This window comes from Acidovorax sp. SRB_24, assembly GCF_012931925.1.
The window spans coordinates 79039-105956 of record NZ_MWOM01000004.1; the positions used below are offsets into that span (position 1 = coordinate 79039).

The window sequence follows — 26918 nt, forward strand, 5'->3', positions numbered from 1 at the left end:
ACGCGGGCACTGGCGGATTTCTTGCGAGAGTGGTTTGCGAAGATCCCGTCTCTGGACGCCGACGAAAGTTTGACCACCCTGCCGATCGTGCCTTAGCCAGCCCGGTTGCCGCCAACACCGGAAGCCGTGCCCGTCATTGGCAAGCGACACGGGATCTTGGCACGCTGGCATCAGTCGTTGTGTTTCCAGGCATTCATCGGTCCTGGGCATCCGGTATGCGGCACACCAGGGAATGTGTTGACTTACCTCCGTCGTTCGGCGCAGAGTGGCCCAGGGTGCCACCAGCAACGTGCAGCCCTGGATCGGAGACTCTCATGCAATCCTTCCCGCTATGCCGCAGGCGCACAGGTCCGAGCGCGCTGTTTGTTGTTGCCATCGCTTTGGCCGGATGCGCGAGCGGCCCAGTGCCCCGCGGCGGGCCTGCAGCTGCTGACGCAATGCCGTGGATGATCAAAACCTTGTCGCCCGAGCAACGCGCGGGCTTGCTGCTTGCCGGCATGAGTTTGGAGCAGAAGGCCCAGCAGCTGACCGGTGCAGTGCCCGAAATCGTCCCCGAATTGCCCCACTGCAAGGGCGCCCGGCATGTCACGGGCATTCCTGCCCTGCGCATCCCCACATTGCGCGTCACCAACGGCCCGGTGGGGATCGGCCAGAACGATTGCGTTGCACTCGATACCCCACCCCGGATGGTTTACGTGAATGGCCTCCATGTCGATGAGGCGGTCTACTTTGATGCATCCTCCGCCAAGGCAACTGCTGTCCCTTCCTCGATCGCCGTTGCCGCCTCGTTCGACCCCGCCGTGGCCACCGCGTTTGGCGAACTGATCGGGGAAGAGGGCAGCCGTCTGGCGCTGCACGTGTTCGAAGCGCCCGGCATGAACCTGGCGCGCCTGCCGCTGGCCGGTCGCAACTTCGAATACAAGGGCGAGGATCCGTACCTTGCCGGTGTTATGTCCGTGGCCGAGACGCGCGCGGTGCAAGGCAAGGGCCTGATCGCCGTCGCCAAGCATTACGTCGGCAACGAGCAGGAGGTGAACCGGATGTCGGTGTCCGAGCGCATCGACCCACAGGTACTGCATGAGCTGTACCTGCTGCCCTTCGAGATGGCCGTGAAGGATGGCGAAGCTGGCGCGGTGATGTGCTCGTACAACGCGCTCAACGGCGCGTTCGCCTGCGAGAACGAAGAGATGCTGTCCGACGTCCTGCGCCGCCAGTGGGGTTTCCAAGGCTACGTGCAGTCGGACTTCTTCGCCGCCAAGAGCACCGCCAAGGCGATGCGCGCCGGACTCGACCACGAGATGCCGTTGCCCCAGTTCTTCGCGCCCGACAAGCTGCGCGCCGCGCTGAATGCCGGTGAGCTCACGATGTCCGACATCGATACGGCGCTGCGGCGCCGGTATGTGCAGATGTTCAAGTTCGGTGTCTTTGATCGCCCGATCGTGCAGCGGCCGCTGGACGTCGAGGACGGTGGCCGGAAGGCGCGTGCCATGGGCGTCCAGACCGCGGTGCTATTGCAGAACAATGGCGCACTGCCTCTGCCGCGCGACGCGCGGCGGGTGCTGCTGGTCGGCAAGTCGAGCCAGATCTACGCGCAGCAGGCGGTGGCCGGAGGATCGATGGTCGGCACGGTCATGGGCGCCGGCGGCGGCAGCTCCGATGTCGTGCCCTTCTACACCGTCACGCCCGCCGCGGGCCTGCGCAATGTCTTCGCCCAGTCCGGCAATGCATCGGTTGAAGTCCAACTGGCACTGGTGGACGACGCCAACGCCGGCGCCACACTCGACGGCAGGCCCGTCGTCTTCGGCGACGTGCTGGCAGCAGTGGCAGGCGCGGATGCGGTGGTGGTGATGGCAGGCACGGTGGCCGAGGAGGGCGCGGACCGGGCCAGCTTCAACAATGCGGAGGGTGGTCTGCTCACGGCGCGCGGCGATTCGCTGGACTGGTATGCGCCCCTACCCAAGGCGATTTCCTTTGATGGCGGCGACAACGCAGGCCGCAACAGCCGCACCATCGCGATGATCGACCGCCTGTTGGGCGTGCAATCCAACACCGCGCGGCCCACCCATGCCAAGACCGCGCTGGTGCTCAAGGACAACGCCGGCGTACCGCTCCCTGCACGCTGGCTGGGTGCGCGCGGCCCGTCCATGCTCGAAGCCTGGTTCCCAGGCCAGGAGGATGGCCACATCGTGGCCGATCTGCTGCTGGGCGTCCACAACCCCTCCGGCAAATTGCCCGTGACCTTTCCCGTCGAAGGCCAGGGGTTCATGGAAACGGTCTCGGCCGGGCAGTACCCGGGTGTGATGGACGCCAAAGGCATTCCGCAAGTCGACTACAGCGAACAGCTGCAGATCGGTTACCGCTGGTACGACGCCCACAATAAACAGCCCGCGTTCGCCTTCGGCCACGGCCTGTCGTACACCAGCTTTGCCGTCGAGGCACAGCGGCTGCAGCTGCCCGCCAGTGGCGCTGCCACCTACCGCGTGGAGGCGACCGTGCGCAACACAGGGGCCCGCGCGGGCGCGGAAGTGCTGCAGGTCTACCTGTCCGTGCCTTCGGGCTCCGGCCTGCCGCAGCCACCGAAGCGGCTGGTCGGCTTTCGCAAGGTGGCGCTCGCTGCCGGCGCCAGCGAGCGCGTGAGCATCGCTGTGGATCCGGCCGCCAGCCACCATCCGTTGAGCGTGTGGGATGCGTCGCGCAAGGCATTCGTGGTCCCGCCCGGTGCCTATACGGTATGGGTCGGCAGCGCCTCTGACCGCCTCGTTAGCGCGGGAACATTCGAGCGTTAGCGGAATTGCAGGACCGTGGACTGGCAATCGCCTCGGGTTTGATGGACGCTCGGCTCCTGGGGGCTGGGGTCGTGAACACCCATCCAATGCGCCTGCCTGCCGGGGCATCGCACCGTGATGCCCCCGAAACGTACTTCAGCGTCACCCAAGCCAGTCGAATCGCGACATGAACGACAATTTGGTTGAAAACAAAAAGCCCGCTATCTTTTAAATAGCGGGCTTTGTAGCGCTGACGCGCTAGTTTTGGTGGTGGGTCCTGACAGATTCGAACTGTCGACCTACGGATTAAGAGACCCGCCACCAATCCGCGTTCTATGCGGCATGGTTGAGCCAAACTAGGCGGCCTCTTGTCTCATAAGTGCGATGGTGATTAATCCCGTTTTGCCTATGAGACTTCGGGCCAAACCACTGTATATGTGACGCTATTGGATGGCGATTTCGTTGGGCTGGGCGGTGGCGTTCCACCGGGCCTTGATGTACTTCTCCGTCGTCGCCTTGTCCGCGTGGCCACAGAGCAGCTGGATCTGCTCGATGGGCGTGCCGGCGAGCCACATATCGGTCGCGCCCTTTCCCTTGAGATCGCGGAAGCCGAAGCTCTTGAACGGCTGCAGACCCTTTGACTCGCGAGCCTTGTTCGCCTTCTTCATGGCAGCCGTCAGCATCGACATGATCCCCGTGTACGTGTACGCATCACCCTGTCGGGTGTGCACCAGCGGCTGGTCGATGTGTGGCACCGCGCCCATGGCGCGCAAGATCAGAATTTCAAGCCTCTCGGTCATGGCGATCTTCACCCGCATGCCTGTCTTGCCCTGGGTGAACGACAGCACGCGCTGCTTGGTGTGCGAATCGCGGGCCAGCACGGCCGGCGTCCAGTGCAGCAGGTCGCTTTCCGGCCGTTGCAGTGTGCGGTAGGTCAGCTCCATGAGCAGCCGCACCTGGGTTCCCGCAGCTTCGTACACCGCCAAATATTCTTCGTTCGTCACGTAGCGCTCACGCTTTCGCTCGGGGTTGCCCTTTGTGCCGCTGGCCTGCATGCAAGGGTTGATCAGCATGGTGGTCTTGCCCTTGCGCATGATCCAGCTCAGGCAGGAGCTGAGACAGGCCTTCTCCCGGTTCGCGCGCACTGGTCTGCCGGCCTCGGCACCAATGTCGAGATAGGTCTGCACGTGCAGCGGTTGGATGTGCTCGGGCAGCATCGCGCCGAAATAGGCCTTGAGCGGCACCACGTCTTTCGTGTAATCCGACAGGGTGCGGGCCGCTAGGGTCTTTGCTGTCACCCGTGCCGCGCAATCCACCAGGAACTGATCGAGCCAGTAGCCCACGGTGCCAAATATTCCCTCCGGGTCGTTGTAGAGGGCCGCGCGTTCCTTGGCCACCTTCACGTCGGCGCCGATGCGCTCCCAGCGCCCGTCGCGGTGGCGGTAGTAGAAGGCCCCGTGCTTGAATGACAGCCGCGTGCCAGCCAGTCCCAGCGGGTCGCCGTCCTTACGCGCGCGCCCCATGCTTCCTCCTGTTGATGTGCTCGCGCAAAGCAGTCACGTTCGGGCCGGTCACTGCGTCGTTCTGCGCGGTCGCCATCCGTCCCGCCCCCAGCACGCGCTCGAATTCGCTGCGCGCCACCAGCGGGCGGCCATTGGGCTTTGTCTTCACCAGCATCCCCATTTTTTCAAGGCGTTTTCGTTTTGCGGCGCCCACCTTGAGCGGCGCGCACATGTCGTCAATTTCCGCGTCTGTCAGATAGGGGGGTAGGGCTTGCATTGCAGTCATTCGCAAAGTCCATGTGCAGGATCATGAAAGGGCGCGCCGATGGTTTGGAGCGGGCGAATCCCCCAGGTCCGCGCCCAGACCGCGCAACAAGGTTCTTTGTTGATGTACTTCGAGACATACCCAGCACCGCCAACGTCCCCCATGCGCATGACCGACACGCGATGCCTCTGTGCGCCGGGCTCGTCGCCGTCCTCTCGCAGCCAGTGTTTGCGAAAGACCTGCACAGCGCCGTCAGCCGCTGCTGAAGTTTCAAACCACAGCATTGCATGCCAATGGGGGCAGCCATCGCGATGCGGTTCAGCTATGCGCACGCCGTACATCCGCACCCCGCCGCGCGCCAGCTCAGCACGGGCGCGTGCCCATATCGTGCGAAGCCACTGCGCTGCATCACGCGGGGTTGATCCGTCATAGCTCGCGTGGCCCGCATGGAATCGGCTCGGGCAGGTCAGCGTCAAAAACACGCCCATATGACCAGCAGCGCGCGCGTTCTCGTCCGCGCGCTGGCTATGGGCGACAGCCAGGCCTCCCAGGCCGGTATGCGCGGCGCATTCGCTGGAGCGCTGGCGAATCGTGCCTTTCAGCATGGCGCCACCTCCAGCACATCCAGCAGCTCGACGCACTCCAGCGTCGCATTGGCCAGGGTCTGCAAGCTCCCATCGTTCAGGATGTCTGCGACGGCCTTGATCCGGTGGTGCTGCTCGCTCACGTGCATGGCCGTGTCTGCGGGCAACGCGGCCAGCTCGGGCCGGTGCACCCGCACCACCTTGGCGCCCAGGCGGCGCAGCATCGCTTCTTCGACAGGGTCGCGCAGATCCGTGACGACGATGCGATCCCGGCCGCAGCCAATCTGCCGGCCGATCCAGCGCTCCACGATGGCGGCGTAGTAGTCAGGCGAGTACCGGCGCTTAAACGACGCCCAGCGCTGCAGCACCCAGCGCGGGCTGCGCGGCGCGGTCAGGCTGTCGCCGCCGTCCGCAATCCAGCGCATGAATGCCGGGTCGCTGCACATGCCGGCTGCCAGCGCCGGCAGCGGCAATTCCTTCGTGTGCCGGTCGGTCAGCATGCGCAGGTCGATGCGCCAGGCATCGCACACCTCGCGGCGCAGCGCGTCCGCAAACGCGATGCGCACAAAGCCTTGCTGAGGCGCGAGCATGTCGGCGACGGAGTCTTTGCCCACACCAGGGCGGCCGGTCAGGGCCAGGATCAAGGGTTTTGCAGTCATGGGGTCCTCAAAGAAAAGTGGTTCAGCTCAGGCCACGAGCTGCAGCTGGGCCTGTTTGGGGTTGGTCGCCGGCGCGGCGGGCAGCCGGCGCGTGCGGCGCGGCTTGGCGGCATCGGCCAGGCGGTCGCGCTCGGCGTCGAACACGGCGCGCAGGTGCTCGGGCGTGGTGCCGGCCTGCGGCACATAGCCGCCGTGCAGCGGGCGCTGGAAGCAGTGCACGCGCGGCTCGGTGCGTTTTGCGTTCATGGGTGGGCACTCCTTTCGGTGGTGGTGGGTGAAATCAGGTCGGCGCGCGTGATGCGCACGGTGGAAAGCGCGGTCAGCAGGTCTGCCAGCAGCTCGGGCGGTGTGTCCAGCACGTCGCGCTCCATCTGGTCGCGGGCCGCGGTGCAGTCCTGCATGTCGTCGCATCGGCGGCGGGCGGCCTGCAGCACTTGGGCCAGCAGCGGGGTGGCATTTCGGCTCGCATCGGGCACGGCGGTGCGCGCCTGGCGGCGGGTTGCTTGGTTTTTCATCAGTTCCAATCCCTCGGGAATTGCGGCAGCGGCTTGGCGCGCAGGGGCGGGACGTGTTCAGAGCGCGCCCACTCGCTGAAATCGGGCCTGCCGGGTCCAAAAGCCAGCTCAGAAAGTTCGTGCGTGATGCGGGCCGTACAGTTATTGAAACCAGTCCAAGCGCGCGGCAAAGCCGCGCGGGCCGTGGCTGTGCCGTCGCCCTGCGCTTGTCCTGAATCGTCGGAACCACCGGCCATGCCGTGCGCGGCCAGCGCGCTCTCATCGAGCACCGGCGTCCAGGCAATGCGCCGGCTCACCAGCCAGCGGCCGCACATGCGCCCGCGCTGCGCGCGCAGGCCCACGATGCGGCCCACCGTCACAGACTCGCCGTATTTGTTGACCTGGCCCTCTTCGGGCGTGCGGTGCGCCGTGCGCAGGTGCCATCGGCAGCGCGGCTGCGCATGCCCGCCCATGGCCTCCATGAACGCGCACCAATCGGCCCGCACATCACCGCGCCGGTGGCAGGCATCAAACGCGCGCACCGTCTCCCGGTCGCCCTCGCGGGCAAACAGGTCCAGCTGGTCGCCCGTCACGCGGCGCAGCTCGCGCCACACCGTCACACTGGGCATGCCGATGGTCTGGAATTGGCGAATGCCCCAGGTGGCCGCCCAGGCGTCCACCCTTTGGTAACCCACGCCCGTCTCTTTCACGTCGCGTGCACCCTTGGCGCCCTGGTCGCCAAAGTCCATGGTGATCTGCTGTCCGTCCACCACGTCCATGTGCTCGGCCAGGGCCAGGTGGCCCACGCTCTTGGCGATGTACTTCGCCACATAGCCCGCCGCGCCGCCCTTGGTCAGGCGCTTCACGTTCACGCGGTTTTCTTGCGCGCCGCGCTCTTGGCCGTCATCGCTCAGCCAGTATTTGCGCACCGCCGCTTCAATAGCCTGGGCGTCCGCTTCGTTCTCGGCCCACAGCAGGGCGTGCCAGTGCGGCGTTGCATCGTGGTGCGGCTCGGCCACGCGCAGGCCATACATGCGCACATGCTTGCGCTGCAGGTAGGCGCGCACCTTTTGCCACATGCCGCGCAGCCACAGTTGGCCGTCGCGCGGCGTGGCGCCGGCGTATTTCTTGTTCGGGAAGGGGCGCCCGCCGCTGCCCAGCTTCACGGGGTGGAAGCGGCTCGGCAGCGTGAGCGTGACAAACAGCCCCACATGGGCGCGCGCATCGGCGTATTCCTCGGCACCCCGAATGCGCGTCATCAGCTCGCCACCGCGATTGACCGGGTTAGCCGTGCCCAGCGCCGCCAGCTCCAGCAGCGTGAACACCTGGCCCGCTTCATTTCGGTACAGCGTGCGGCCCAGCGCCTCGGCGTTGCGCTTGATCTGCGCCTGGCGGCGCAGCAGCCCGTCCTGGCTCACATAGCCGCCGCGCGCCTTGTTCACCAGGCCCAGGCCCACGGCGCCCGCTTCCACCACACGCGCCACGTGCACGCGCAGGCGCCGGCGCCACCAGGCTGCATCTTGTGCGCGCTTGATGGCCGGCTCGCCCTTGATCGGCATGTCTTCGGCAATGCCCACGCAGCGCACCAGCATGCGAATGGAATCCACCCGCGCCGCCAAGTCGCCGCCCTGGCCAATGCAAATATCGTCCAGCTCATCGGCCTGCGCGGCCAGCTTCTTGGCCATCTCGCAAATTTCGTAATCGGCCAGGTTCCACAGGCTGGCTGCGCCGTAGCTGTCTTCAAAGTCGGCCACCGACTGCAGCAAGTCCCACGCCTGCGCCCATTCGGGCGGCTGGTGCAAAAAGTCGTGGTCAGACTGCGCGGCTGCCACGATGGGCGGCAGGGCCGGACTGAACCGCGCACGCACGGCTGCCTGCCAGCCCACCGGGGCGCACTTCAAAACGCGCTCCATGTGGCTTTGCGCCATGTGCGCCGTGGGCTTGTGGCTGTTCCACTCGGCCAGGCTGGCGGTGGGCGGCTTGCGTGGGATCGTTGCCATGGCTACACCCGCGCCGCCAGCGCCGTCAGGCGCAGCAGATGCTTTTTGGCGCCGCGCACCACGCCGCGCACCTCGGCCTGCTCATGCGGTGGCATCTCATGCCAGTCGCGCAGCGCCAGGGTGCCCAGGCTGTCCACGTCCTGCCCCACGCCGCCCATCATCAGCATCGACATACGCCAGCTGATAGGCAACTGGCGCCACTCGCGCGCCGCCGCATCCACATAGCGCCCGCGGCTGGAGAGCTGCACATATTCATCACGCAGCCCCATCAGCCGCGCGCGCTCGGCGTCGTTCGCGGGCCTGGTTGCCAACCTCACCGGCGCGGGCCTGGCCAACAGGTCAAGATCAGGCGCCACCACCCCGATGCAATGCAGCTCCCCGTGCGCCAGGCGCTCGGCAAGGTCTTGCTTCATGCACGCACCCTGACCGGGGCCACGCCGAAGCCGCACACATCACCCTGCAGGCGATCTGCAATGTCAAAGGCGCAATCCCATGCAGCGGCCAGGCTGGCAGCGATCAGGTGCAGCGCCACGCGCCGGCCATCGGCGGCGCGGTAGGTCATGGCGTAGGTGCTCACAGGTACACCACGCCCTTCTCGCTGTAGCGCGCAGGGCAGACATGCATCGTCACCCGCAGATGCCCCTTGACCAGCACTACCCAATAGCGCGCGCCGTCTGTGGCGCGCCGCTCCACCTCACGCATTCCCTGCTCACAAAAAACGCGCGCTAAAACTTCGTTTCGACTGGCACCGGCCCTGCGCTCCCTGTTCGCGGCATAGGACTCATCGATCCTGATACCACGGCCCCACACCGCTCCCTTGACTTCGCCGCCATAGATTTCAGCGTCAGCCGCACGCGCCGCCGGCATAAGCCGTTCCAGCATGCGCAGTTGTGGAGCAAGACTTTTCAGCTCTCGCCTGCGCATGAAGTCTTCGTACGCCTGATAGTTCAACTGCCTGTCGTGCACTGTTGAAGGCGCTACAGCTTTTGCGCGCCGCACGCGCTTGGTGGCGGCGGTCATTGCTCGACACCCTGCAGAGCTGCAGCAAAGGCGCCCAGGCCGACAGCGAACAAAGCCAGGGCCAACACCAGCAGCGGCACGCTGCCCGTCACCGTGCCCAGCAGGCCGACCACCCAGGCCAGTACGCCGGTGCGAAAAGCGATCGCACGCATAGGAAGGTCAAACATTGCTGCCTCCTTCCGTGGGGATGCGCCATGCGCCATCGATGAACTTCGCGCCCAGTCCCAGCAACGCCTTCCAGTTGTCTGCGCCTGGCTGGTGGGTGTGCAATTCCGGCCCTGCCCATTTGAGCCAGCGACGGATGATCTCGGTGCCGACAGCGGCCGCAAGGGCAGAGGCATCCCGGTCGCCATGGGGCGCCGGGTTGGCCTGGGCGATGTGCCACAGCTGGGCTACATAGGCGTCCGTGTAGCCGCCGAGGCGATCCGTGTCGATCTCGATCGTGACGGTGGTTTTCATGAAAACTCCTCTTTTTGGGCGAACGAATCCCGCAGCGCCAAAAACGGCGCCGCAAGCGATAGGGAAAGCGGGGTAGGGGGTGCGCGCCTGCAGCGGCGCGCGGTGGCTACTCGGGGTGCGGCGGGCGCGCCTCGAACATGTCAAGCGTCACCGGGCGTGTGGTGCGCGGCGAATACGGGGAGTGCTGGGCGTGGTCCAGCGTGGCGCGCATCAGGTCGCGGCGCACATGGGTGGACAGCGGCAGATTGATGCTGGGGTTCGGCGTGGCGCTGGGCGAGAGCGTGCGCACGATCTCGGTCAGGGCACAAAAGGTGTGGCCGCACTCGGGGTTTACGCAGCAGTAAGTGGTCTCGCGCGTCAGCACTGTGATCTGCACGCTGGTGCGAATCAGGGCCGGCGTCTCGCAGTGCGGACAGTTCAGCCGCGTGCTCTCGCGCGGCATGGCGCGTGCAAAAGCCAGGGCCTGCTCCTTTCGACCCGGCTGGTAAGCGTGCGTGCCGCTCATGCGCGCGCACCCCGCAGATCCTGTCCAGCGGCGGATGCTTCTTGCCGGTTCGGCCCACATTCACCGCCGCCAGCCCGGGCGCAGTGGCAATACATGCCCACCTCGCCCAGCGTGCCAATCGCCTCCAGGTATTTGCGGCTTATCAGCACAAAGCCCGCCGCGTTGACGAGTGAGTCGATCTTGCTAATCGGCACTCCCTGCTGACCACTCAAGAACCGGCTCACGGACGGGGCATCCCAGCCCGCCGCATCCTGGGCCGCGCTGCCCGGCTGGCTCAGGTGCTGGCGCAAAACCCGCTCGATCGTGCCGCTGGTGTGAGAGTGACGTGAATTCATGGCATGGACTGGATGTGTGGGGTGACGCGCAAGGTCGCGCAAAACAAGTTGCGTGCGGTTGTGCGGACTGCTGGGCAACATGAAGGCATGAAAAAGAAACCGACGTCAGGAATCCGCCGCGCCGCGCAACGCTTCGCGCTTGGCCTTGTAGTCGGCCAGGCCAATGCGGTACATGCGCAAAGCGAAGTTGCTCGCGCTGCGCTCGTCTTCAGCCGCCAGGGCAAAGGCTTCTTCGCGCTCGGATTTCGTCATGCGCAGCGCAATGGGCTTGTCGTGCAGCACGGGCTCTTGCGCCGTGTCCTCGCCCTGGTGTTTTGTTTGCAACATGGTGGCTCCTGTACTATTTGGCATTGATTGGTAACAACGTGATGGAAATGGCTTTTTCAGTGCAAACACAAATCTTTGAGCCCGGGTCGCGCGAGGTTGTCGCCTGCACATTCCCCGTTCCCACAGACCCCGTTCTGAACGTTGGCGACATCCTGTACCTCGGTTCTGGAAGGCGGCGCGTGCGCGTGACCGGCGTGGAATACGTTCTCAATCTCGAGAAGGCTTCGGACCCTCGCCAATCACCGCGTGCTTCACTGGCAGGCCGCAGCGTGTACACGGCCGCAGCGCCTCTGGAATAAGCGCCAGTGCTGGCGCGTAGTCCACCGTGTTCACATATGCCCCTACGTCCACCCCCGCAGCGCGCAGTGCCCCGTACTGCAGGACGCCCACCCCGGTCACATCGATGCGCACCTGGGCCGTTGGCTCAATGGCGCGCAGGCAGGCAATCAGCACCTGCGCGTCATGCGCCCAGCGCTCCACCGGCATGGCGTGCTCGTCCTGCGCAGGCTTGATGTGGACGGACACTTTGCCAAAGACGCCAGAGCGCGGGTGGCTGCCCAGCATTTCTGTCAGGGTTCGTTGCAGCCGTTCTTGGCAAGCGTCAAAGCCGGTCCAGGCTTTCGGTAGGTCGGCCGAGGCGTCAAAGGTGGTCATGTGTGCTTTGGATTGATTGGTAACAGTGTGATGAATTATGCACGGAATTCCGTGTTTAGCAAGAATGAATACAGATTTCCGTTCCTCTTTGGGTGATCGCTTGCGTGAAGAGCGCGAACGCTTAGGACTCTTGCAGCCCGAAATGGCAGCCCTTGGCGGCGCTAAGCCGCGCACCTATCAGGACTGGGAGCGCGGGGTTGCAACCGTGAGCGCGGAATTTCTTTCCGCTGTGTCTGCTCGTGATCTCGATGTTTCTTACGTCATCACCGGTCAGCGCAGCACGCGCGGTTTGACTGGCCCGGCACCTGCTCCCGCCAGCGACAGCGACACCGTGCGCATCCCCCTGTTCAACGCCACAGGCAGCATGGGGTCTGGCAACGACCTGATGACCGAAGACGTGATCCTGGGCGAAGTGCCCGTGTCGCGCCATTGGCTGGCCCTGAATGTGCCGCGCTCGCGGCCCGAAGCGCTGCAGCTGGTGCATGCCTACGGCGACAGCATGGCGGGCACGCTCAACTCAGGCGACTTCGCCATCGTGGACACCGATTGCCAAGTGGCCGATGTGGATGGCGTCTATGTGCTGCAGGCCAATGGCCAGCTGTTCATCAAGCGTGTGACGCGCCGAGTCGATGGCGCGCATGAAGTCACCAGCGACAACCCCAAGGTGCGCACCGTGGATGTGCTCGACGGCACGCAGCCTGTGCGCATTTGCGGGCGGGTTGTGTATGGGTGGAATGGGAGGCGGTTTTAACCATGTCAATCCTCTACAGCATCAAACAGAGCTTCAACGGCTTCGTGCTGGCCGCTCTGGCCATGTCGTGTGCTTCGCCGGCGATGGCACAGAACAAGGGCGCTGCGCCTATGCAGTTCGCAACGCCCGAGGCCATGGCGGAAGAGATGGGCGATTTCTCGCCAGAAACCGGAGCATTCAAGGTGCTCAAGCGCAAGCCGCTGCACATCCGTCTGGCAATCAATGGAGACGGCCTCACCCGCGATCCGCAGTATCTGGCCGAGGATTTCTTAAGGGCTTTTCAGTGGGGCGTGTGGCGCACCTTTCTGCACACTAAGGCCGACCAAGTGACTGTCACGGTGGTGTCGCCCACCCCGGTGGATGGCCACACAACCATGACGGCCACAGTTACCCGGGCGAAGGCGCTGCAGGTTGCCCAGAGTTTGCTGGGAGTTCGCGAATTTGCCGATCTCGTCACGCCCCACCAGACATGGACGGACGCAATGAAGCGGTGCCGATACAGCGACAGCGGTCAACCTGGCTTGCGCGCGTGTACTCTCGCCCTCGCTGGCAAGACATGACCCTCAGTGCTGCGCTTCTTTGTTTGGTAGTCGGCATTTCCGATGGCGACACCCTCACTGCCCGCTGTGGCGAGGTCGGCGCGTATGAGCAGGTGCGAGTGCGCATTGCAGCGATTGACGCGCCTGAAAAACGCCAGCCTTTCGGCAATGCCGCCCGCCAGCATTTGGCTGCGCTCTGTTTTCAGCAACAGGCGGTCATTTCTGCACGTGCCAAAGACCGCTACGGCCGCACTGTCGCCGATGTGGAATGCCAAGGCAAAGACGCCGGCCAGGAGATGGTGCGCTCAGGAATGGCCTGGTACTACGTCAAGTACGGCGCTGGCTACAGCCATCTGGCGCGTCTTGAGTCGCAGGCAAAGGGTGGGAAGCTGAGCCTGTGGTCTGACGTTGCTCCAGAAGCGCCCTGGAATTGGCGGCGCGGACGACAGAGTCAACGATGAGTTGTTTCTTGTAGGACTAAGGGTTTGCATTTTTAAGGGAGGGTGTGCATGGCAACTCACATCTATGGTTTGTTGTCAGTTGTCCTGAGCGTTGTTTTTTTCTACGTCGGCTTTCAACACGACCCGACATGGCGAGATATTTTGCTTTGGGCCGCTGGCTGGATGAGTGCCTTTATGTTTGCGCTTTTTTTGCATAGCGCGATGCGCTCGCAAAAGCAGGGTGCACAGCTCCATGCTGCGAACTCTGAAACTATAGGCAGGCTAAACGGTGAGGTGTTGGCGCTGGAGGAAAAGGTCCAACGCTTGAAGTACGAACTCAACCGAAGAAATCAAACGTTAGACGTTGTGGCCGGGCTCGGTGGGATGACCGCTGCGAAGGTTCGTGAAATTGTTGAAGGAGGAAATACAGATCATGGCTAAGCTAAATCTATCAACGTACACCTACTTCCCAGCCTTGCGCACGCGCCTTGCTGAGTTGCGCGGGCTAAAGGAGCTCGATGGCGCACGGAAAGCTCGTATCGTTCCAATGCTCACCCTTGGCCAATGGCGTGGATCAAGTGAATTGAATAAGGCCGCCGAAAAGGCCGCGGAGGCCGCTGGAGATCGCCCATTCTTCATGGACCTGTCCAGTGATAACCGGAAGGTGGAAGTTCACTGGGATCAGCTTCGCAACTCTACGGATGCATTCCGGGCTTGGAGGCAATTTGCCGCAGAGTACAAAAACGCTATTCCCGTCGTTCAAATTCCGGTGGGTGGTCGCACAAGAGATATCGTGCAACAAGCACAAGAGATCGAGTCGGCGTTTGGCACCGTCGCGTTTCGCATTCAGGACTTTGCGGCGCAGACCCCTTTCGTTATCAGCGCCATCAGTGCGCTGGATGATCCTCGTAACGCGATTGTTTTCATCGATTGCCAGTACATCCGGGAAGCGATGGCGGCATTCGTTACTGCGACAATTTCCACCGTCAATGCTCTGCGGTCGGAGTTCCCAGCCTTGCTGATCGTCGTGCTTTCGACAAGCTTTCCAAGCAGCACGTTGCCTTTCGCTGACTCAACAAAACGGCGGGGAGTAATTCCCATTCTTGAGCGGGAGTTGCATGCACGAGTTGGTGGGAACCCGGTCGCCATTTACGGGGATCACGGGTCTGTCCATGCTGTGGTTTATGACGACGTGCCGATGATGCGGTGGAGCCCACGCATTGACTACCCGACCTATACCGATTGGCATTTTGAACGACGCCCCGGCCCTATCGAGCCAGGGTACATCGAATCAGCAAGAGCAATTCAAGAGGAATTTGATTGCTCGACCACTTCGACCATTTGGGGTGAGCGAATGATTGCAGAGGCGGCTGCGGGCAGTCCTTACGGCAAAGCGCCTGCCAGCTGGATTGCTGTTCGCGTGAATATTCATCTCTCGCGCCAGATCGACTACGAGGAAGCTTCGCGTCAAGACAATGACAACGAGAATGGCTTTGATGACGATTCGCTCTGACCTAGTCCAATGATCTAGGGATGGCTTTGATTTGATGCGCTGAATCAGCCACAGCGGGAAATGGCAAGGGTAACCGAGCGTCAGTGCGCAAGCGCGGGAGGCGCATTGATTGACGCCGTGCAATTGCCGATTCGCGGCGTGTTTTGAAATAGGCGAGCACATGGGCTCGTATCGCCGAGACCGCTATTTGGTCCGCACGCCGCTCCAACACGTCACGCGTTCCCGCTTGCACCAACCCATGCTCAACCATGAGGGTACGAAGCTCTGCAACTGGAAGGAAGCTCAGCCAAGAAGGCCGGGACTTTTTAGGTAATGAGGTGCCCTTGCGCACAACCTTGAAAGTCCCTTTCTCTGTGAGTTGCCAAATACCTACCCCATCTTTGACTAGTGCTTTAACTCCCTGCACATGTCGCTTTGCACACACCACCGTGACTTGTTCAAATAAACGGAGGTACGTATCTAACTGACCTTCCAGCCGCTCCAGGCTGTCCCGCTCGCTTTTAATCTCGAATGCTGCCAACTTGCCGTTCGCCATCACCAAATCGGCACGGCGCGCGAAGCAAGCAATGAAAAGCTCCGAAACGAACGCAGCCCCTTGGCCACTTGGCGAATCGGCAAGCTTAGCTTGCAGCAGCAATCGAATCTCTTGTTCCGTCATGATGGGTTACGCACGTAGATTCGTATAAGTGGCTCTGCTAACGGTGGCTGAACTTCAGCAGAGCGGAAGCATGTTCAGGTGCTGAAGTAACGCCCCTACGCAGCACGAAATTCTAGGACAGCCAGCGTTCCTTCGTGTAGCAGCGGGTATCGCAGTGTTCCAATGGCTTTCCCTGGCTGGGCCGTTCTCGACTCGCCGTTCCAGTTCTAGCCGCGTTACCAGCCTGCTATCGATCGCAGGCTTGAGCCCTTTCACCGTCAACGGAGTCTGCGACATCAGATCGGGTCTGCCAAGGGCCAGCGCCAGCTCAAATTAGTCGTTATCCGGCTGGGCCGCGGTAGGCGCGTCGCCGCCCGCGCTTCGTTCCATTTCCAGATTGGTGATGAAACCCGCATCCCCCATTTGGTGCTTCACGGTTTTCACCAGCCACGAGGTACCGTCGATCTCGGGCTTGAAGCCCGCCACGGTCACGGGTGATTGAGGCATGAGGGCAGGGTGCCCCACCGCCAGGGTAAGGCTCAGCGTGGCTTTGCCGCGCTCCACGCGCTGGCGTTCCGCCCGCGCCGCGGCCAGCGCATCCTGCTCACTGCCATGGGTGTCTTTCAGGCGCTTCTCGTCCTCTTCAGTGCCCACCAACACGCTGCGCTTTTCCGCCTGGTTCGGGTCGCTCCAGTAGGCGCGCACGCCGCTGTAGGCCCCGCGCTCGGCGCTGTGGTAGCGGTGCTGGTCGCCATCTGCGCGGGTGATGTGCATGCGACCCAGCGCTGCGCCGCTGCTGGTCTTGGTGCCGTTGATGGGCAGGAACAGCAGGTGGCCTTTTTTCACGGTGGCCACGGCGTCGTGCTGCTTGGCCAGGCGGCTCAGAAAGTGCAGGTCGCTCTCATTGGTCTGGTCGATGTGCTCGACCTTTGTGCTGGCCAGGGTGCCGCCCACGCGCGATGCGAGGCCGTGTCGGGCGGCAATCTCCTGCACGATGGCGCCCACGGTGGTGTCGTGCCAGCTCTTTTCTGTGCGCTGGCGCAGCTTGCGCTTGAGGTCGGCGCTGCGCGCCTTGATGCTGATCTGGTCCGGCGCGCCGCTGTGCTCCACCTCGTCCACTTCGAAGGAGCCCTTGTCCACCAGCGGCTGGCCGCGCCAGCCCAGCTGCAGCTCGATGGTGGCGCCCTTGCGTGGCAGGGCCAGCTGGCCATCGTGGTCGGCCAGGGTCAGCTCCAGCGTGTCGGCCGCGCCCTCGCGCCCCTCTGACAGCGTGAGGCCGATCAGGCGCGGGTTCACCTTGGCGGTGATGTCCTGGCCGTTGACCACCAGCCGATAGTCGGGCGCGGGGTGGCGGTGGCTGCTCATGCGCCGCCCGCCTGGAAGTTGCCCAGCGCGCCCACGTTCACGGCCGCGCCGCTGCGCTGGTCATCCACGCGCTTGAGCTGCAGGTCGAACTCGATGCGTCGGGCGATGCCGTTGTCCATGTGCAGCGTGCCGGTCTCGCCTATGTTCTCGATCACGTAGGCGCCGAACACCTCGCCGGTGCCCGACACCAGCGCCCAGGCCTGGCCGGTGTCTCCCATCTCGCGCAGTTCGCGGATCGAGGCCGCGCGTCCCGCCAACTCGGGGCTGAGCATGCCGCTGAGCGTGATGGTGTCATCGCCCGGCCCCACATACTGGTGCGCGCCCCGCGCGCCCACGCGGCTGCTGCTCGGGTGGCGCCATTGGGTCTGCCGCTTGAAGTCCTGGTAGGCCAGGGTCGTGAGGCCAAAGACGAATTGGCCGAGCGCCATCAGCATGGTGGGTTCCTTGTCGGTCGGTCAGTCGATGTCGTGCAGTGCCGAGAGGCGGCGCGACTGCTTGCTGCGCTCGCGCCGGTCCAGCTCGGCCGACACGGCGCGGGCAATGGCCTGCGGGTCCATGCCCGGCGCTGGGTTGATGGTGATGGTGTAGGTGCTGCCCCCGCCGCTCCCCGGCGCCGCCGCAGCGGATGCGCCCAGTGGCGGCCGGGTGTCCAGCCGCAGCGCGGCGCCATTGGCCGCCATCGGCATGGCCAGGGTGGCGGCCGTGGCCATGCCCAGCGCGGCATTGCGCACCGCGCCCTGGCCGCCGGCGATGCCCAGGGCGGCGCCTTCGGAGATCCAGCCGCCGTACTGCATGAACACCTTGGAGGGCGATGCAATGCCCAGCTTTTCGCGGAACCATGCGCCCACGGCGTCGGCCGCACCCACGACGGCCTCGCGCACGGCCGCGAGCCGGCTGGTGATGCCGTTCATCAGGCCAGACATCAGATCCGCGCCCGCGCTGAAGAATCGGTCTTTCAGGCCCACCAGGTCTTGCCACAGCGCCGCGGCGCCGGCGGCCGTGCTGGCCCACCAGGCCGACACCGCGCCCGACAGCTGCTGCCAGATGGCCAGCAGTCCGCCCTTGATGCCGTCCCAGTTGCGCCAGACCATGTAGGCAGCCGTGGCCAGCAGGGCGAACACCGCCACGATGGGGTTAGCGATCAGGAACACCGCCAGAGCCCGCAGCCCGCCCAGCAACAGCGCCGCACCGCCGCGCAGGAGCGCGAACGCACGGCCTGCCAGGAAGCCCAGACGGTAGAGCATGCCCATGGCAGGGCCTGCAGCGGCCGCTGCGGCACGCATTCCGCCCAGGCTCAGCGCCAGCCGTGCGAACAGGAATCGGATCAGCATGGCTTTGCCCGCGATCAACGCCAGCGGCAGCAGCACGGCGCCCAGCACTGTCAGCAGCGCAGCGGCCCCGATGGCCAGCTTCATGACCCAGCCCACGAGCACCGGGTTCTCCTGCACCCAGCGCGCAAACCCCTCGATCAGCGGGTTGACCACTGCCATCAGCGACAGCATGCTCGGCAGCAGCGATTGGCCGACCACCGCGCTCAGGTTGAAAGCACGGTTTTTCGTCATCTGCCACTGCGCCGACAGCGTGGCATTGCGAGCCGCGGCTTCGCGGGCCATGGAGCCCTTGGCCTCGCTGCCGTTGGCCAGCGCGCGCTGGCGCGCCAGTTCTTCGGGCTTGTCCACCAGCTTGGCCAGGGTGTCGCTGTGCTCCATGCCCACCAGCTCCACCATCACGCCGATGCGCTGCGATTCGGGTAGCTTGCCGATGGCCTCGATCACCTGGTTCAGCGTGCCCGTTGCATCGGTGCTCATGCCCTTTTGCACGGCTTCGGTGGACAGGCCGATTTCTTCCATCGCGGACTTGAACTTCTTGGTGCCCTTCGTGGCTGCAGCGAATTTCTGCACGATGGCATTGGCGGCGGTGCCTGCGGTCTCCGTTCGCTCGCCCAGGGTCAACAGCGTGGAGCCCAGCGCGGCGGCGTCCTGCGGGCTCATGGCCACGGTGGAGACCACGCCCGATGTGCGGTTCAGAAAATTGATGATGTCCGCACCCTTGCTGATGGCGTTGTCATCGAGGTAGTTGATCGCGTCGGCCAGCCCGCGAATGTCGGTCAGCGGGATCTTGAAGTTCTTGGCCACCTTGCCCATGGACTCGGTGATCTCGTCTGGCACGGCGTCGAATGCCGTGGCCATCTCCGACGCCATGAGCGTGAATTCTTTGAGCTGGTCGGTCGGCACCTCCATGCGGGCGGCCGCCGTCATCATGTTGGTGATCTCGGTGGTGGCCAGCGGGATCTGGCCGCTCAGGGTGCGCACGTCGCGCTCGGCCTGGCGGTACACCTCGGTGAGCTGGCCCATTTCGTTGCGGGCGCCCGGCACCTGTCGAGCAATCCCCAGCATGGCGTCTTCGTGCTGGGAGTAGTTGCGCACCGGCCCCATGCCGATCTCGACCCCGCGGCGCCCAGCGGCCTGCATGGCCATGCCGGCGCCTGCGGCAACGCCCGTGTGCATCATGGCCTTGGCGTGCTTCTCGTTCAGCGCCTGCAGACGCTGCTGATGCTGCGCCAGGCGCTGCAGCTCGGCGCGCTGCCGCGTCATGGCGCCGGTGGCGTTGTCGATGTCGGATTTCAGGCGCGACTGCGCAGCGCTCAGGCTGCCGGTAACGCCCATGGCATTTAGCGCCGCCCGCGCCTTGCCGGCCGCGGCGCGCTGCAGCTCCAGCGCATCCGAGAGCCTGCGCACCCCGCTTTCCTCGCGTTTGAGCTGGGCGGCCGTGGCCACACCACCGGCGCGCAGTCCGGCCAGCAGCGACTGCTTGACCTTGAGTTCGTTGTTGAGCCGGGCAAATTCCGCCTGCTGCTTTTGCACATGGCCCACGGCGGCCTGCTGGGCGTTGAGTTCCTTGAGGCGGTCGCGCGTGGCCTTTAGGGCGTTGGCCGCCTCGTTGCTGCCCGATTGGATGCGCTTCAAAGGTGCCAGCACGCGCTCGGCCATGTCGAGCACCACGCGCAGGCGCATGGTGTCAGCCATGGCAGCCTCCCGGGCTGCCAGCTTGGGCGCTCAGTGGTGTGAGGCTGTGTCGGCCAGCAGCGCCTGGGCCTGGGCCAGCTCGGCGGCGCGCTGGGGCGCGCGCATCGCATCGCGGTGCCGCACCCACAGGTACACCGGCAGCAACAGCAAGCCCAGCAGCACTAGGCTCAAGGCGGCGATCAGCAGGCAGGCGAGGGCGGTCAAAAGCATGGGTCATTGTTGCACCGGGTCAGTCTTGAGGTTCGTGGCGCTTGCGGGCGCGCTCGCGCCACTGCATCAGCTCGGGGAGGCTGAAGCCGGCCATGTCGGCCGGCGTCCAGCCGAAGACCATGGCCAGGTCGGCCATGGCGTCCTCTACTCGCTCAGGAAGTCCTTCTTCTGCTCCTTCGTCAGCAAAAAACCGACCACCACCGTGCCCAGGTTCACCAGGTCGGCCGGGTCCAGGCTGGCCATGTCCTGCTTGTGCAGCATGGGGCTGGTGATGCGCGGCAGCACGGTCTGCAGGGCGTCCACCTTCATCTGCAGCAGCTCGGCCAGGCTAACGCCGCGCAGCTCGCCCGAGGTGGGCTTGCGCAGGGTCACGCTGGTGATGTGGCCGTCGCCGCGCTTGATCGGCGTTTCGAGCTGCAGGGTGTTGGGGTCTTTCTTGTCCGCCACGTCGGTGGCTTGGTCGTTCAGGGGCGTGCTGTCTTGCGTCTTCATGGTTCAGTTCCGAAGGTTTTGGGGGTGGGCGGGCGGCGGTCAGATGCCCAATGCAGAGCGCACGCCCGCCAGGCGGTCTTCGCCTTTGACGACCTCGATCATGTTGACGAAATCGATCTCGATGACGGTCGTGCCGTCGATCGCCAGCTTGTAGTAGCTCAGCGCGGTCTTGACCTTGAACTGCGTTGCGTCGCCCGGCTTGGCGCTGCCGGGGTCGATCTCTTCGTGGCGGCCGCGCACGGTCACTTCGAGCGACTGCACCTCTTCGCTGTCGTCGGCCTGCAGCGCGCCGGCAAAGCGCAGCAGCACGGCGTCGTGCTTGGCCTTGCCCCACTGCTCGTAGGCTTCGCGGATGTAGCCGGCGGCCGTCCACTCCAGCTCCATGCCTTCCATGCCGAAGTCGGTCTTGACCGGGCCGCTCATGCCGCCGGAGCGGTAGTCGTCCATCTTGCGCTTGAGAGTGGGCAGCTTCACTTCGGGCATTTCGCCCACGTAGCTGATGCCGTCGACGAACAGCGCAAAGTTTTTCAGGGTGCGGGGCAATCCCATGGTGATTCCTCAGTTTGTTGGGGTGGGTTATTGGCCAGCGGCCACGCGCGCGGCGAAGTCCGCGAAATAGCGGTCGGTGATGCGCTGGCGGAACGTGAGGTCTTCGATGGGCGGGATGGGCGTGTAGTCGTAGTCGATCACCAGCTTGCCCTCTTTCAGCGTGCTGCTCTGGTTGATCTCTTCGTCGTACCAGGCCTGGCCGTCGAGGATGTAGCCGCCGGTTTTGAGCTCGCGGAACTTGGCGTTCACGCCCTCGAGGATGTCTTTGACGATGCTCGGGTGCAGCGGCTTGTCGACGGCCCACATGTGCGCCTCGGCAATGCTGTCGGCCAGCACCTGGGCGGTGCGCACGGCCGACTCGAAGGAGAACAGCGGCTCGTCCGAGCAGGTGCGCGAGCCCCAGAAGCGGTAGCCGTCGCGGTTGACCAGCGTGGTCACGTCGGCCGCATTGAGCAGGCCGGCGTCGGTGGCGGGGTTTTGCAGATCCCAGTAGATGTCGCGGCTGATGCCGGTCACGCCCTGCACGCCGATGTTGGACAGCGTCTTGTGCCAGCCGGTGTCCATGTCGATCTTGGCGCGCAGGCCCAGGGCGTAGGCGGTGGCGGGTGCCTCCACCGTGGCGTTGGTCACGGTGTCCCAGCGCTGAAAGTTGGGGTGGATCACCATCAGCTCGCGGGCGCTGAATTCATTGCGGTAAGTGGTGGCGGCCTCGACGGTCTCGGCGCCGTCCGTGCTCACGTAGGCGAAGGCGCGCAGTTGCTGTGCAATGGCGGCCAGGGCCGTGGCCACGGGCTGGGTGTCCAGGCCGGGCGCGCCCAGGATGCGGGGCTTGATGCCCAGCTTGGCGGGCGCCGCCAGCAGGGCCTTCATGCCGGTGTACTGGCCGTTGGTCAGCACTTCGCCGATCACGTTGCTGGTGAGGTCTGCGGCCTTGGCTTCTGGCGTTTCGCCTACGCCGTCTGGCACGCGCACCACCACGATGATGGGGCGGCACTGCTGACTGATCGCATCGAGCGAGGCCGCGAGCGTGCCGGCTTTGCCGGCCTTGGAAAGCGCGCTGAACACGTTGGTGACCAGCACCGGAGTGTCGAACGGGAAGGCCGCGGCATCAGCGTCGGATGCGGTGGCCACCAGGCCGATGATGGCGGTGGAGATGGTGCGGATGGAGCGCACGCCCTCGGTCAGTTCGAGGACGCGGACGCCGTGGTGGTATTCAGTGGCCATGGATGTGTGCGCAGGTGTGGTGGTTTGAGGTGCGCAAAGCATCGCGCACCCGCGCGCGAACATCCACTTCCGAAGCCTGTGGCCACTGCAGCCACATGCAAAGCTCTCAGGTGGTCAGAAGCTCGCCGGCTTGAACGGGTGCACCCAGGATTTCATCGGCTCGGCCCACATCCAGCAGGCCCAGCACCTCCATGCCCAGCACACCTTCAATCACGTCGTCATCTTTCAGGTCGATATACGTCGCCTGGCGTTGGTCTTCGAGACTGCTGCGCAGCGCTGCTGCCTGCATGCGCTGCTCGTTCGTCTGGTCCGCGCGGTCCACTGCAGCCCACTCGATGGCGGCGCGTTCTTCTTTTGTGAAGCGGCGCCGGAATGCCAGCGGGGTGATGATGGTCCCGTGGTTTTGCGATGGTGGCTCAGGTGCATCTGGCGCTGTCCATTGCCCACCAACGTGCGCCCAGCCTGCCCGCACTTCGTCAGGGCATGGCGTGAAATGCACCGCGATCTCGGGCACAAAAACATCGGCAGGCGTGATGTCCAGGCCGCCGTCCGTCCAGACCTCTGCGGCCACGTTTTCCACAATGCGTGCGTATTTCATCCCAGCACCTCGATTCCGACAAGACCCACGCCACCGTCAGCGCCTACAACGGCAGACGCGCCGCCGCCGCCTTTGCCGCCTGCGGCGGTCGATCTGGTGTTGTTCACCCCGCCACCGCCTAGCCCTGGCTTTGTGGTTGACGTGCTAATCGCCGCGCCAAATCCATATCGCTCACTGGGCAGCATGCCGATGCCCCAGCCGTCCACGTTACTTGATCCGTTTGAGCTGAAGCCGCCACCGTATGCCGTCCCATCGCCCATCTGGCCATTGCCGTATCGGTGCCCGGCACCACCGCCTGCCCCGGCGTTGCCGCCTGAAACTCCGGTGCCACCCGATGTATTGATGTCTCCGCCCGTGCCAGTGCCACCGCTACCCGGCACGCCAGGTGCACCTTTTGCGCCGCCTGTGGCGGAAATGGCGCCGCCGAAAGACGACGTTCCGCCCGCCGTGGGTGTGGTTACGTGGGATAACCCGCTCGCTCCAACGGAGTAGCTGAGCACTTGGCCAGGCGTCACTGCCATCACTTTTTCTGAGTAGCCACCGCCGCCACTGGCGGCCAGGGTGCCCCCGATGGTGTATGCCCCCCCACCGCCGCCGACCACAAACGCCCGAATTTTGGAAACGCCTTCAGGCACTGTCCATGTGCGCGTTCCAGGCATGAAATCCAGCAGCACGATGGTGCCTTTGTATTCGCCGCCGCCCAGGCCCAGAAGGGAGAGCGTTGTGCCGCCGCCCAGGGTGCTTTTCAAAGAAATTGGCATTGCTTAAACCTCCCAGTTGGTGCCGTTCCACACCAAAATAATTTCTGCGTTGATGTCAAAGATCACCGTGGCATCGAGCCCCTTGGTGGTCTGGATCTGTTCACCTGCGGCGCCGTCAGCGGTGATGGTCGGACTGTCGTCCTGGTCTTTGATGAAGGCGATGGTGGTGCCCAGGGGTAGGCCTGCCACCGGCGGCAGCTTGGCTGCAAAGGTGCCCACCAGCAGGTAGCGCCGCGCAGCCGCTGCGACAAATGGCGCCGTTTTTCGGATGTAGCGCGCCTGGGCGAGGCTGACCCAGACAAAGTCTTCTGCCGCAGCGCTGCGCTTGGCCAACACCTCGTCGGTGTCTCCGCCGGCGAATTTGCTGCGGCGGATGAAGTTGGACTCCACCCAGGCCCGGCTGGCCAGCACGATGGCCGGGTCGATTTTGAGCTGCACGATGCTCGCGTTGCTCACCTCCACGATGACGCGGATGGCCAGGTCACGCGCTGCGCCTTCCACCAGTGCAGGCTTGTAGGTGGCGGGGAAGTTGGCCACGGCAACCAAGTCCCCGTCGGTGTCGAAAATGCCCACTTCATGGACGTACCAGCCGCCCTCGCTGGAGGGCACGACCAGCTCTGCAATCAGGTAGCTGGGATTGTCCGCATCCATGCTCAGCTGGTTGAGCGGGGCGCGGTACCGCTCGCGCAAGAGGGTCGTATGCGCTTGCGTGGGCGCAGTGGGGCTGCCGTTGCCGTCGCCTACGGCCATGTGGGACCACTGCACAACGGTGCCCAGGGCCTGCGCGTTGAGCAGTTTGGCCAGGCCGATGTTGGTCAGCAGGGTGTAGTAGGGGGTGCTCACGTTTGAGGCCTCACGGTGATGGTTTCATAGGCATGTACGGCCCCTGCCCACCACAGGGCGCTGGGAAGGGCCTGGGGCTCCGGCTGGTAGGGGTAAATGGTGGTTTCCTCGCCCGTGACGGTGATTGCGGCGGCAAACAGCCGTGCCCGCACGTTGCCAGTGACAGTGATGGCTGTCAGATGGCTGCGCACGTTCTTGGTCGAGGCGACGATCTGGGCCACGCTGTCGTACATCCCATCGGTGACTGGGCGGCCGGTGGCCCCGACTTCCAGGCTGAAAGTGAAAGGCTGGCCGGGTGGGACTTGCGAAAACCACTCGCGCACCTTGATGTCGTAGCCCAGCGGCCGCAGCGCTTTCTTGAGCGCGCCGATGGTGCCCTTGTGCCGGTGCACGTATAGGCTGGCACGGATGACATCGCGCTGCTCTTGCTCGGTCCAGTCGGGTTGCCAGTCGTCCACGCTCAGCGCCCAGGCCAGCCAGGGGAGGATCTGCGCTGGGCAGCGGTCGGCATCCCACAGCAAGGCGATGCGCTCCGGCGCCAGCGGCATGTTGCTGGCGTTGGCCAGACTGGCCTCCAGCGGTGTCTGATTGGGCGGCAGCAGGTTGCTGCGCACGGATGGGCTAGACATCCACAATCCCCAGCTGCACATCGGTGGCTGTGCAGTGCGGGGCCTGGCTCGGCGTGATGACGATGTCAGCCTGCGGGCTGTGCAGGATCACGTTTTGCACGCCGGGCTGGTGCAGCGCCGCGAACAGCCCGCTGCGTGTGATGTCATGGCCCAGCTTGGCGTGCTCGGTGATGTAGGACTGCAGCGCCGCTTGCGCTGTGGTCAGCAGTGGCGATGCCGAGGGGCCCGGGTAGACGTTGAGCGTGGCGCGCACTTCATACGCAACGATGGTGGCGGCCTGGACGGCCACGGTGTCGGTGAGTGGGCGCACGTCGTCTGCGCTCAGGTAGCTTTGCACGGTGTCCAGCAGGCTCTGGTCTGGGGTGCCGTCACCCTGGGCGCTGAGCACGGTGACGAGCACCAAGCCGGGCGTGGGACTTTCCACGCCGGCGTCCTTGACCATGCTGGAGCTGCTGAGCGTGTGAAACAGGTAGCTGCCTGCGCTGCCGGCCACGCTTTCGCCTTCGAGTGCCATCTGCGCACGGCGGCGCAGCCGGGTGTCGTCTTCGCTGCCCAGGCGCGCCACGTCCAGCAGTGCGGCCAAGTGGTCCAAATCGCCGCCTGTGGCATAGGCCAACATGCAGGCCTTGGCAGCGTCGTTGATGCGGGCCTGCATGTTCACCTTTTGGTAGGCGATCACCTGCAAAACCTTGTTGACGGGCTCGCTCTCCAGCTCGATCACTGCCGCCAATTCGGGCAGGTCGGCGAGTACAGCGGCCTTGAGGGCGGTCAGCTCGGCCTCGAAGTCCAGCGGCAGCACCACCTGCGGGGCAGGCAACAGGCTCAGGTCGATGCCATTCATGCCGCAGCGCCCCGGAAAATCAGGGTGGCCGACAGGCCGGTGATGGACTGGCCTGTCGGCAGGTGTTCGCCATGGAGCGTGACGGTGGCCTGGCCCGCACTGGGGCCGCTGTCCACTGCAATGCGCGTGAGGCGCAGCCGTGGCTCCCAGCGCATGAGCGCGCTGGCCACGGCCGCATACAGCCGCAGTCGCGTCGTCTGGTTGTCGGGTTGGTCGATGAGATCGGGCACCAGGCTGCCGTAGGTGCGCCGCTCGATCCGGGTGCCCAGTGGGGTGGTGAGAATGTCCACGACGGATTGCCGCAGGTGCTCCACACCGATGATGGTTGCCCCGGTGGTGCGGTTCATTGGGGCTCTCCCGTGCTGGATGCGCCGGATTCCACGCCGCCGTGCTTGTGGTTGACCAGGCTGATGCGGCCATCGCCCGTCATGTCGGGCCAGCCATGCACACCGCTGGCATCCACGACGAGGCGGCCATTGCCCACGCGCAGTTCAATGGCGGTAGCGCACACGATGGTGAGCTTGCCGGTGGCGCGGTCGTGCTCCATGTATTCGGTCTCGGACCAGTCGGTGCGCTCTGCGCTCTCGCTCTCGCTGCCCTGGGGCATGGCGTCGCTAAAGATCCCCGGCAAGGCCACGGCCTGGGTCATGTCGCCGCCGGGCGACAGCAGCATGCATTGCTCGCCAACGGCAGGGGCGCGCCAGTGCCGGCCGCGCTTGTTTCCGCCCGCGGCCTGTGCGATCCATGGCACCCAGGCAGACAGCAGCTTGCCGCTGCGCACACGGCAGCGCGCCGGACGCCCGTAGCGAACCTCTTCCACCACGCCTGTGCGCACGATGTTTTCCAGGCGCCGGTTGAGCTCGATGGGGTCGGTGGGATTGGCGGCTTGATGCATGCCAACGATGTTGCCGCTAGTGGTCGTGCGAGGCCA

At 64.7% G+C, this 26918-nt stretch carries 37 protein-coding genes and 2 pseudogenes; 7 read left to right on the forward strand and 32 right to left on the reverse strand.

All coding sequences use genetic code 11. From position 1 onward, the window contains the following. Positions 1-314 precede the first annotated feature (314 nt). Positions 315-2786, forward strand: coding sequence for a beta-glucosidase (locus tag B2J89_RS02275; RefSeq protein ID WP_240964697.1), 2472 nt, complete (start codon positions 315-317; stop codon positions 2784-2786). A 422-nt stretch (positions 2787-3208) separates the two neighbouring features. Here B2J89_RS02275 and B2J89_RS02280 read toward each other — a convergent pair whose 3' ends face one another. The 16 genes from B2J89_RS02280 to B2J89_RS02355 all read right to left on the reverse strand — a co-directional run bounded on the left by B2J89_RS02280 (position 3209) and on the right by B2J89_RS02355 (position 11569). Next, positions 3209-4288 (reverse strand): tyrosine-type recombinase/integrase, encoded by a 1080-nt coding sequence (locus B2J89_RS02280; protein WP_205763669.1) that lies wholly within the window; start codon positions 4286-4288, stop codon positions 3209-3211. Further along, the gene (locus B2J89_RS02285) at positions 4272-4544 is read right to left on the reverse strand and encodes a hypothetical protein (protein WP_169167608.1); all 273 of its coding nucleotides are present in this window, start codon (positions 4542-4544) and stop codon (positions 4272-4274) included. The genes B2J89_RS02280 and B2J89_RS02285 overlap by 17 nt, the downstream gene beginning before the upstream one ends. Before the next feature lie 5 nt (positions 4545-4549). After that, complete coding sequence (locus B2J89_RS02290) at positions 4550-5137, reverse strand: replication endonuclease (RefSeq protein ID WP_169167609.1); 588 nt, start codon at positions 5135-5137, stop codon at positions 4550-4552. Continuing rightward, positions 5131-5775, reverse strand: coding sequence for a hypothetical protein (locus tag B2J89_RS02295; protein ID WP_169167610.1), 645 nt, complete (start codon positions 5773-5775; stop codon positions 5131-5133). The genes B2J89_RS02290 and B2J89_RS02295 overlap by 7 nt, the downstream gene beginning before the upstream one ends. Positions 5776-5802: 27 nt before the next feature. Further along, positions 5803-6021, reverse strand: coding sequence for a hypothetical protein (locus B2J89_RS02300; RefSeq protein ID WP_169167611.1), 219 nt, complete (start codon positions 6019-6021; stop codon positions 5803-5805). Then, on the reverse strand, positions 6018-6290 hold the full coding sequence (locus B2J89_RS02305; RefSeq protein ID WP_169167612.1) for a hypothetical protein: 273 nt from the start codon (positions 6288-6290) through the stop codon (positions 6018-6020). The genes B2J89_RS02300 and B2J89_RS02305 overlap by 4 nt, the downstream gene beginning before the upstream one ends. Next, a complete protein-coding gene (locus tag B2J89_RS02310; RefSeq protein ID WP_169167613.1) occupies positions 6290-8269 on the reverse strand; it encodes a replication endonuclease in 1980 nt (659 codons plus the stop codon). The genes B2J89_RS02305 and B2J89_RS02310 overlap by 1 nt, the downstream gene beginning before the upstream one ends. A 2-nt stretch (positions 8270-8271) precedes the next feature. Beyond that, positions 8272-8682 carry a hypothetical protein gene (locus B2J89_RS02315; RefSeq protein WP_169167614.1) on the reverse strand — a complete coding sequence of 137 codons (411 nt, stop codon included), beginning with the start codon at positions 8680-8682 and terminating at the stop codon, positions 8272-8274. Further along, positions 8679-8831: a hypothetical protein gene (locus B2J89_RS02320; RefSeq protein ID WP_169167615.1), complete on the reverse strand. Its 153-nt coding sequence runs from the start codon at positions 8829-8831 to the stop codon at positions 8679-8681. Before B2J89_RS02320 ends, B2J89_RS02315 begins: the two co-directional genes overlap by 4 nt. 11 nt (positions 8832-8842) lie before the next feature. Further along, positions 8843-9289 (reverse strand): hypothetical protein, encoded by a 447-nt coding sequence (locus B2J89_RS02325; RefSeq protein WP_169167616.1) that lies wholly within the window; start codon positions 9287-9289, stop codon positions 8843-8845. After that, the gene (locus B2J89_RS02330) at positions 9286-9456 is read right to left on the reverse strand and encodes a hypothetical protein (protein WP_169167617.1); all 171 of its coding nucleotides are present in this window, start codon (positions 9454-9456) and stop codon (positions 9286-9288) included. The genes B2J89_RS02325 and B2J89_RS02330 overlap by 4 nt, the downstream gene beginning before the upstream one ends. Continuing rightward, the gene (locus B2J89_RS02335) at positions 9449-9748 is read right to left on the reverse strand and encodes a hypothetical protein (RefSeq protein ID WP_169167618.1); all 300 of its coding nucleotides are present in this window, start codon (positions 9746-9748) and stop codon (positions 9449-9451) included. The genes B2J89_RS02330 and B2J89_RS02335 overlap by 8 nt, the downstream gene beginning before the upstream one ends. Positions 9749-9854: 106 nt before the next feature. Further along, a complete protein-coding gene (locus tag B2J89_RS02340) occupies positions 9855-10253 on the reverse strand; it encodes an ogr/Delta-like zinc finger family protein (RefSeq protein WP_206041389.1) in 399 nt (132 codons plus the stop codon). Continuing rightward, positions 10250-10588 carry a DNA-binding protein gene (locus tag B2J89_RS02345; RefSeq protein ID WP_169167619.1) on the reverse strand — a complete coding sequence of 113 codons (339 nt, stop codon included), beginning with the start codon at positions 10586-10588 and terminating at the stop codon, positions 10250-10252. The genes B2J89_RS02340 and B2J89_RS02345 overlap by 4 nt, the downstream gene beginning before the upstream one ends. Before the next feature lie 105 nt (positions 10589-10693). Next, a complete protein-coding gene (locus B2J89_RS02350; RefSeq protein WP_169167620.1) occupies positions 10694-10915 on the reverse strand; it encodes a hypothetical protein in 222 nt (73 codons plus the stop codon). A 207-nt stretch (positions 10916-11122) separates the two neighbouring features. Further along, a complete protein-coding gene (locus tag B2J89_RS02355; RefSeq protein WP_169167621.1) occupies positions 11123-11569 on the reverse strand; it encodes a hypothetical protein in 447 nt (148 codons plus the stop codon). Positions 11570-11633: 64 nt separating this feature from the next. Here B2J89_RS02355 and B2J89_RS23170 point away from each other — a divergent pair. The 6 genes and pseudogenes from B2J89_RS23170 to B2J89_RS02380 all read left to right on the forward strand — a co-directional run. After that, positions 11634-11792, forward strand: a pseudogene (locus tag B2J89_RS23170) (helix-turn-helix domain-containing protein); the annotation flags it as partial. Positions 11793-11798: 6 nt separating this feature from the next. Then, the gene (locus B2J89_RS02360) at positions 11799-12320 is read left to right on the forward strand and encodes a helix-turn-helix transcriptional regulator (RefSeq protein ID WP_371809022.1); all 522 of its coding nucleotides are present in this window, start codon (positions 11799-11801) and stop codon (positions 12318-12320) included. Between the two features lie 2 nt (positions 12321-12322). Then, positions 12323-12880, forward strand: coding sequence for a hypothetical protein (locus B2J89_RS02365; protein WP_169167622.1), 558 nt, complete (start codon positions 12323-12325; stop codon positions 12878-12880). Further along, positions 12877-13320: a thermonuclease family protein gene (locus tag B2J89_RS02370; protein WP_169167623.1), complete on the forward strand. Its 444-nt coding sequence runs from the start codon at positions 12877-12879 to the stop codon at positions 13318-13320. The genes B2J89_RS02365 and B2J89_RS02370 overlap by 4 nt, the downstream gene beginning before the upstream one ends. 48 nt (positions 13321-13368) lie before the next feature. After that, positions 13369-13740 carry a hypothetical protein gene (locus B2J89_RS02375; protein ID WP_169167624.1) on the forward strand — a complete coding sequence of 124 codons (372 nt, stop codon included), beginning with the start codon at positions 13369-13371 and terminating at the stop codon, positions 13738-13740. Beyond that, positions 13703-14812 (forward strand): beta family protein, encoded by a 1110-nt coding sequence (locus B2J89_RS02380; RefSeq protein WP_371809021.1) that lies wholly within the window; start codon positions 13703-13705, stop codon positions 14810-14812. Before B2J89_RS02375 ends, B2J89_RS02380 begins: the two co-directional genes overlap by 38 nt. 1 nt (position 14813) lies before the next feature. Here B2J89_RS02380 and B2J89_RS02385 read toward each other — a convergent pair whose 3' ends face one another. The 16 genes and pseudogenes from B2J89_RS02385 to B2J89_RS02460 form a co-directional block, all read right to left on the reverse strand. Beyond that, the gene (locus B2J89_RS02385; protein ID WP_169167625.1) at positions 14814-15470 is read right to left on the reverse strand and encodes a sce7726 family protein; all 657 of its coding nucleotides are present in this window, start codon (positions 15468-15470) and stop codon (positions 14814-14816) included. 312 nt (positions 15471-15782) lie between these two features. Beyond that, positions 15783-16814, reverse strand: coding sequence for a phage late control D family protein (locus B2J89_RS02390; RefSeq protein WP_169167626.1), 1032 nt, complete (start codon positions 16812-16814; stop codon positions 15783-15785). Further along, complete coding sequence (locus tag B2J89_RS02395) at positions 16811-17248, reverse strand: phage tail protein (RefSeq protein WP_169167627.1); 438 nt, start codon at positions 17246-17248, stop codon at positions 16811-16813. The genes B2J89_RS02390 and B2J89_RS02395 overlap by 4 nt, the downstream gene beginning before the upstream one ends. 21 nt (positions 17249-17269) lie before the next feature. After that, a complete protein-coding gene (locus B2J89_RS02400) occupies positions 17270-19840 on the reverse strand; it encodes a phage tail tape measure protein (RefSeq protein ID WP_169167628.1) in 2571 nt (856 codons plus the stop codon). Positions 19841-19870: 30 nt separating this feature from the next. Next, positions 19871-20050, reverse strand: a complete 180-nt coding sequence (locus B2J89_RS02405) for a hypothetical protein (protein ID WP_169167629.1) — start codon at positions 20048-20050, stop codon at positions 19871-19873. 19 nt (positions 20051-20069) lie between these two features. Further along, a complete protein-coding gene (locus tag B2J89_RS02410; RefSeq protein WP_169167630.1) occupies positions 20070-20186 on the reverse strand; it encodes a GpE family phage tail protein in 117 nt (38 codons plus the stop codon). A gap of 8 nt (positions 20187-20194) precedes the next feature. Then, positions 20195-20542, reverse strand: coding sequence for a phage tail assembly protein (locus tag B2J89_RS02415; protein ID WP_169167631.1), 348 nt, complete (start codon positions 20540-20542; stop codon positions 20195-20197). Positions 20543-20581: 39 nt separating this feature from the next. Then, entirely contained in the window at positions 20582-21091 is a 510-nt protein-coding gene (locus B2J89_RS02420) for a phage major tail tube protein (protein ID WP_169167632.1), read from the reverse strand. Between the two features lie 27 nt (positions 21092-21118). Continuing rightward, positions 21119-22315, reverse strand: coding sequence for a phage tail sheath protein (locus B2J89_RS02425; RefSeq protein WP_169167633.1), 1197 nt, complete (start codon positions 22313-22315; stop codon positions 21119-21121). A 106-nt stretch (positions 22316-22421) separates the two neighbouring features. Next, entirely contained in the window at positions 22422-22913 is a 492-nt protein-coding gene (locus tag B2J89_RS02430) for a hypothetical protein (RefSeq protein WP_169167634.1), read from the reverse strand. Further along, positions 22910-23674, reverse strand: coding sequence for a hypothetical protein (locus B2J89_RS02435; RefSeq protein ID WP_169167635.1), 765 nt, complete (start codon positions 23672-23674; stop codon positions 22910-22912). The genes B2J89_RS02430 and B2J89_RS02435 overlap by 4 nt, the downstream gene beginning before the upstream one ends. Positions 23675-23677: 3 nt before the next feature. Continuing rightward, positions 23678-24517, reverse strand: a complete 840-nt coding sequence (locus tag B2J89_RS02440; protein ID WP_169167636.1) for a phage tail protein — start codon at positions 24515-24517, stop codon at positions 23678-23680. 197 nt (positions 24518-24714) lie between these two features. Next, positions 24715-25167, reverse strand: a pseudogene (locus B2J89_RS02445) (phage tail protein I); the annotation flags it as partial. Next, positions 25139-25987, reverse strand: coding sequence for a baseplate J/gp47 family protein (locus B2J89_RS02450; RefSeq protein ID WP_169167638.1), 849 nt, complete (start codon positions 25985-25987; stop codon positions 25139-25141). The gene B2J89_RS02450 and the pseudogene B2J89_RS02445, both read right to left, overlap by 29 nt. Then, positions 25984-26334: a GPW/gp25 family protein gene (locus tag B2J89_RS02455; protein ID WP_169167639.1), complete on the reverse strand. Its 351-nt coding sequence runs from the start codon at positions 26332-26334 to the stop codon at positions 25984-25986. The genes B2J89_RS02450 and B2J89_RS02455 overlap by 4 nt, the downstream gene beginning before the upstream one ends. Continuing rightward, positions 26331-26882, reverse strand: coding sequence for a phage baseplate assembly protein V (locus B2J89_RS02460; RefSeq protein WP_169167640.1), 552 nt, complete (start codon positions 26880-26882; stop codon positions 26331-26333). The genes B2J89_RS02455 and B2J89_RS02460 overlap by 4 nt, the downstream gene beginning before the upstream one ends. Positions 26883-26918 lie beyond the last annotated feature (36 nt).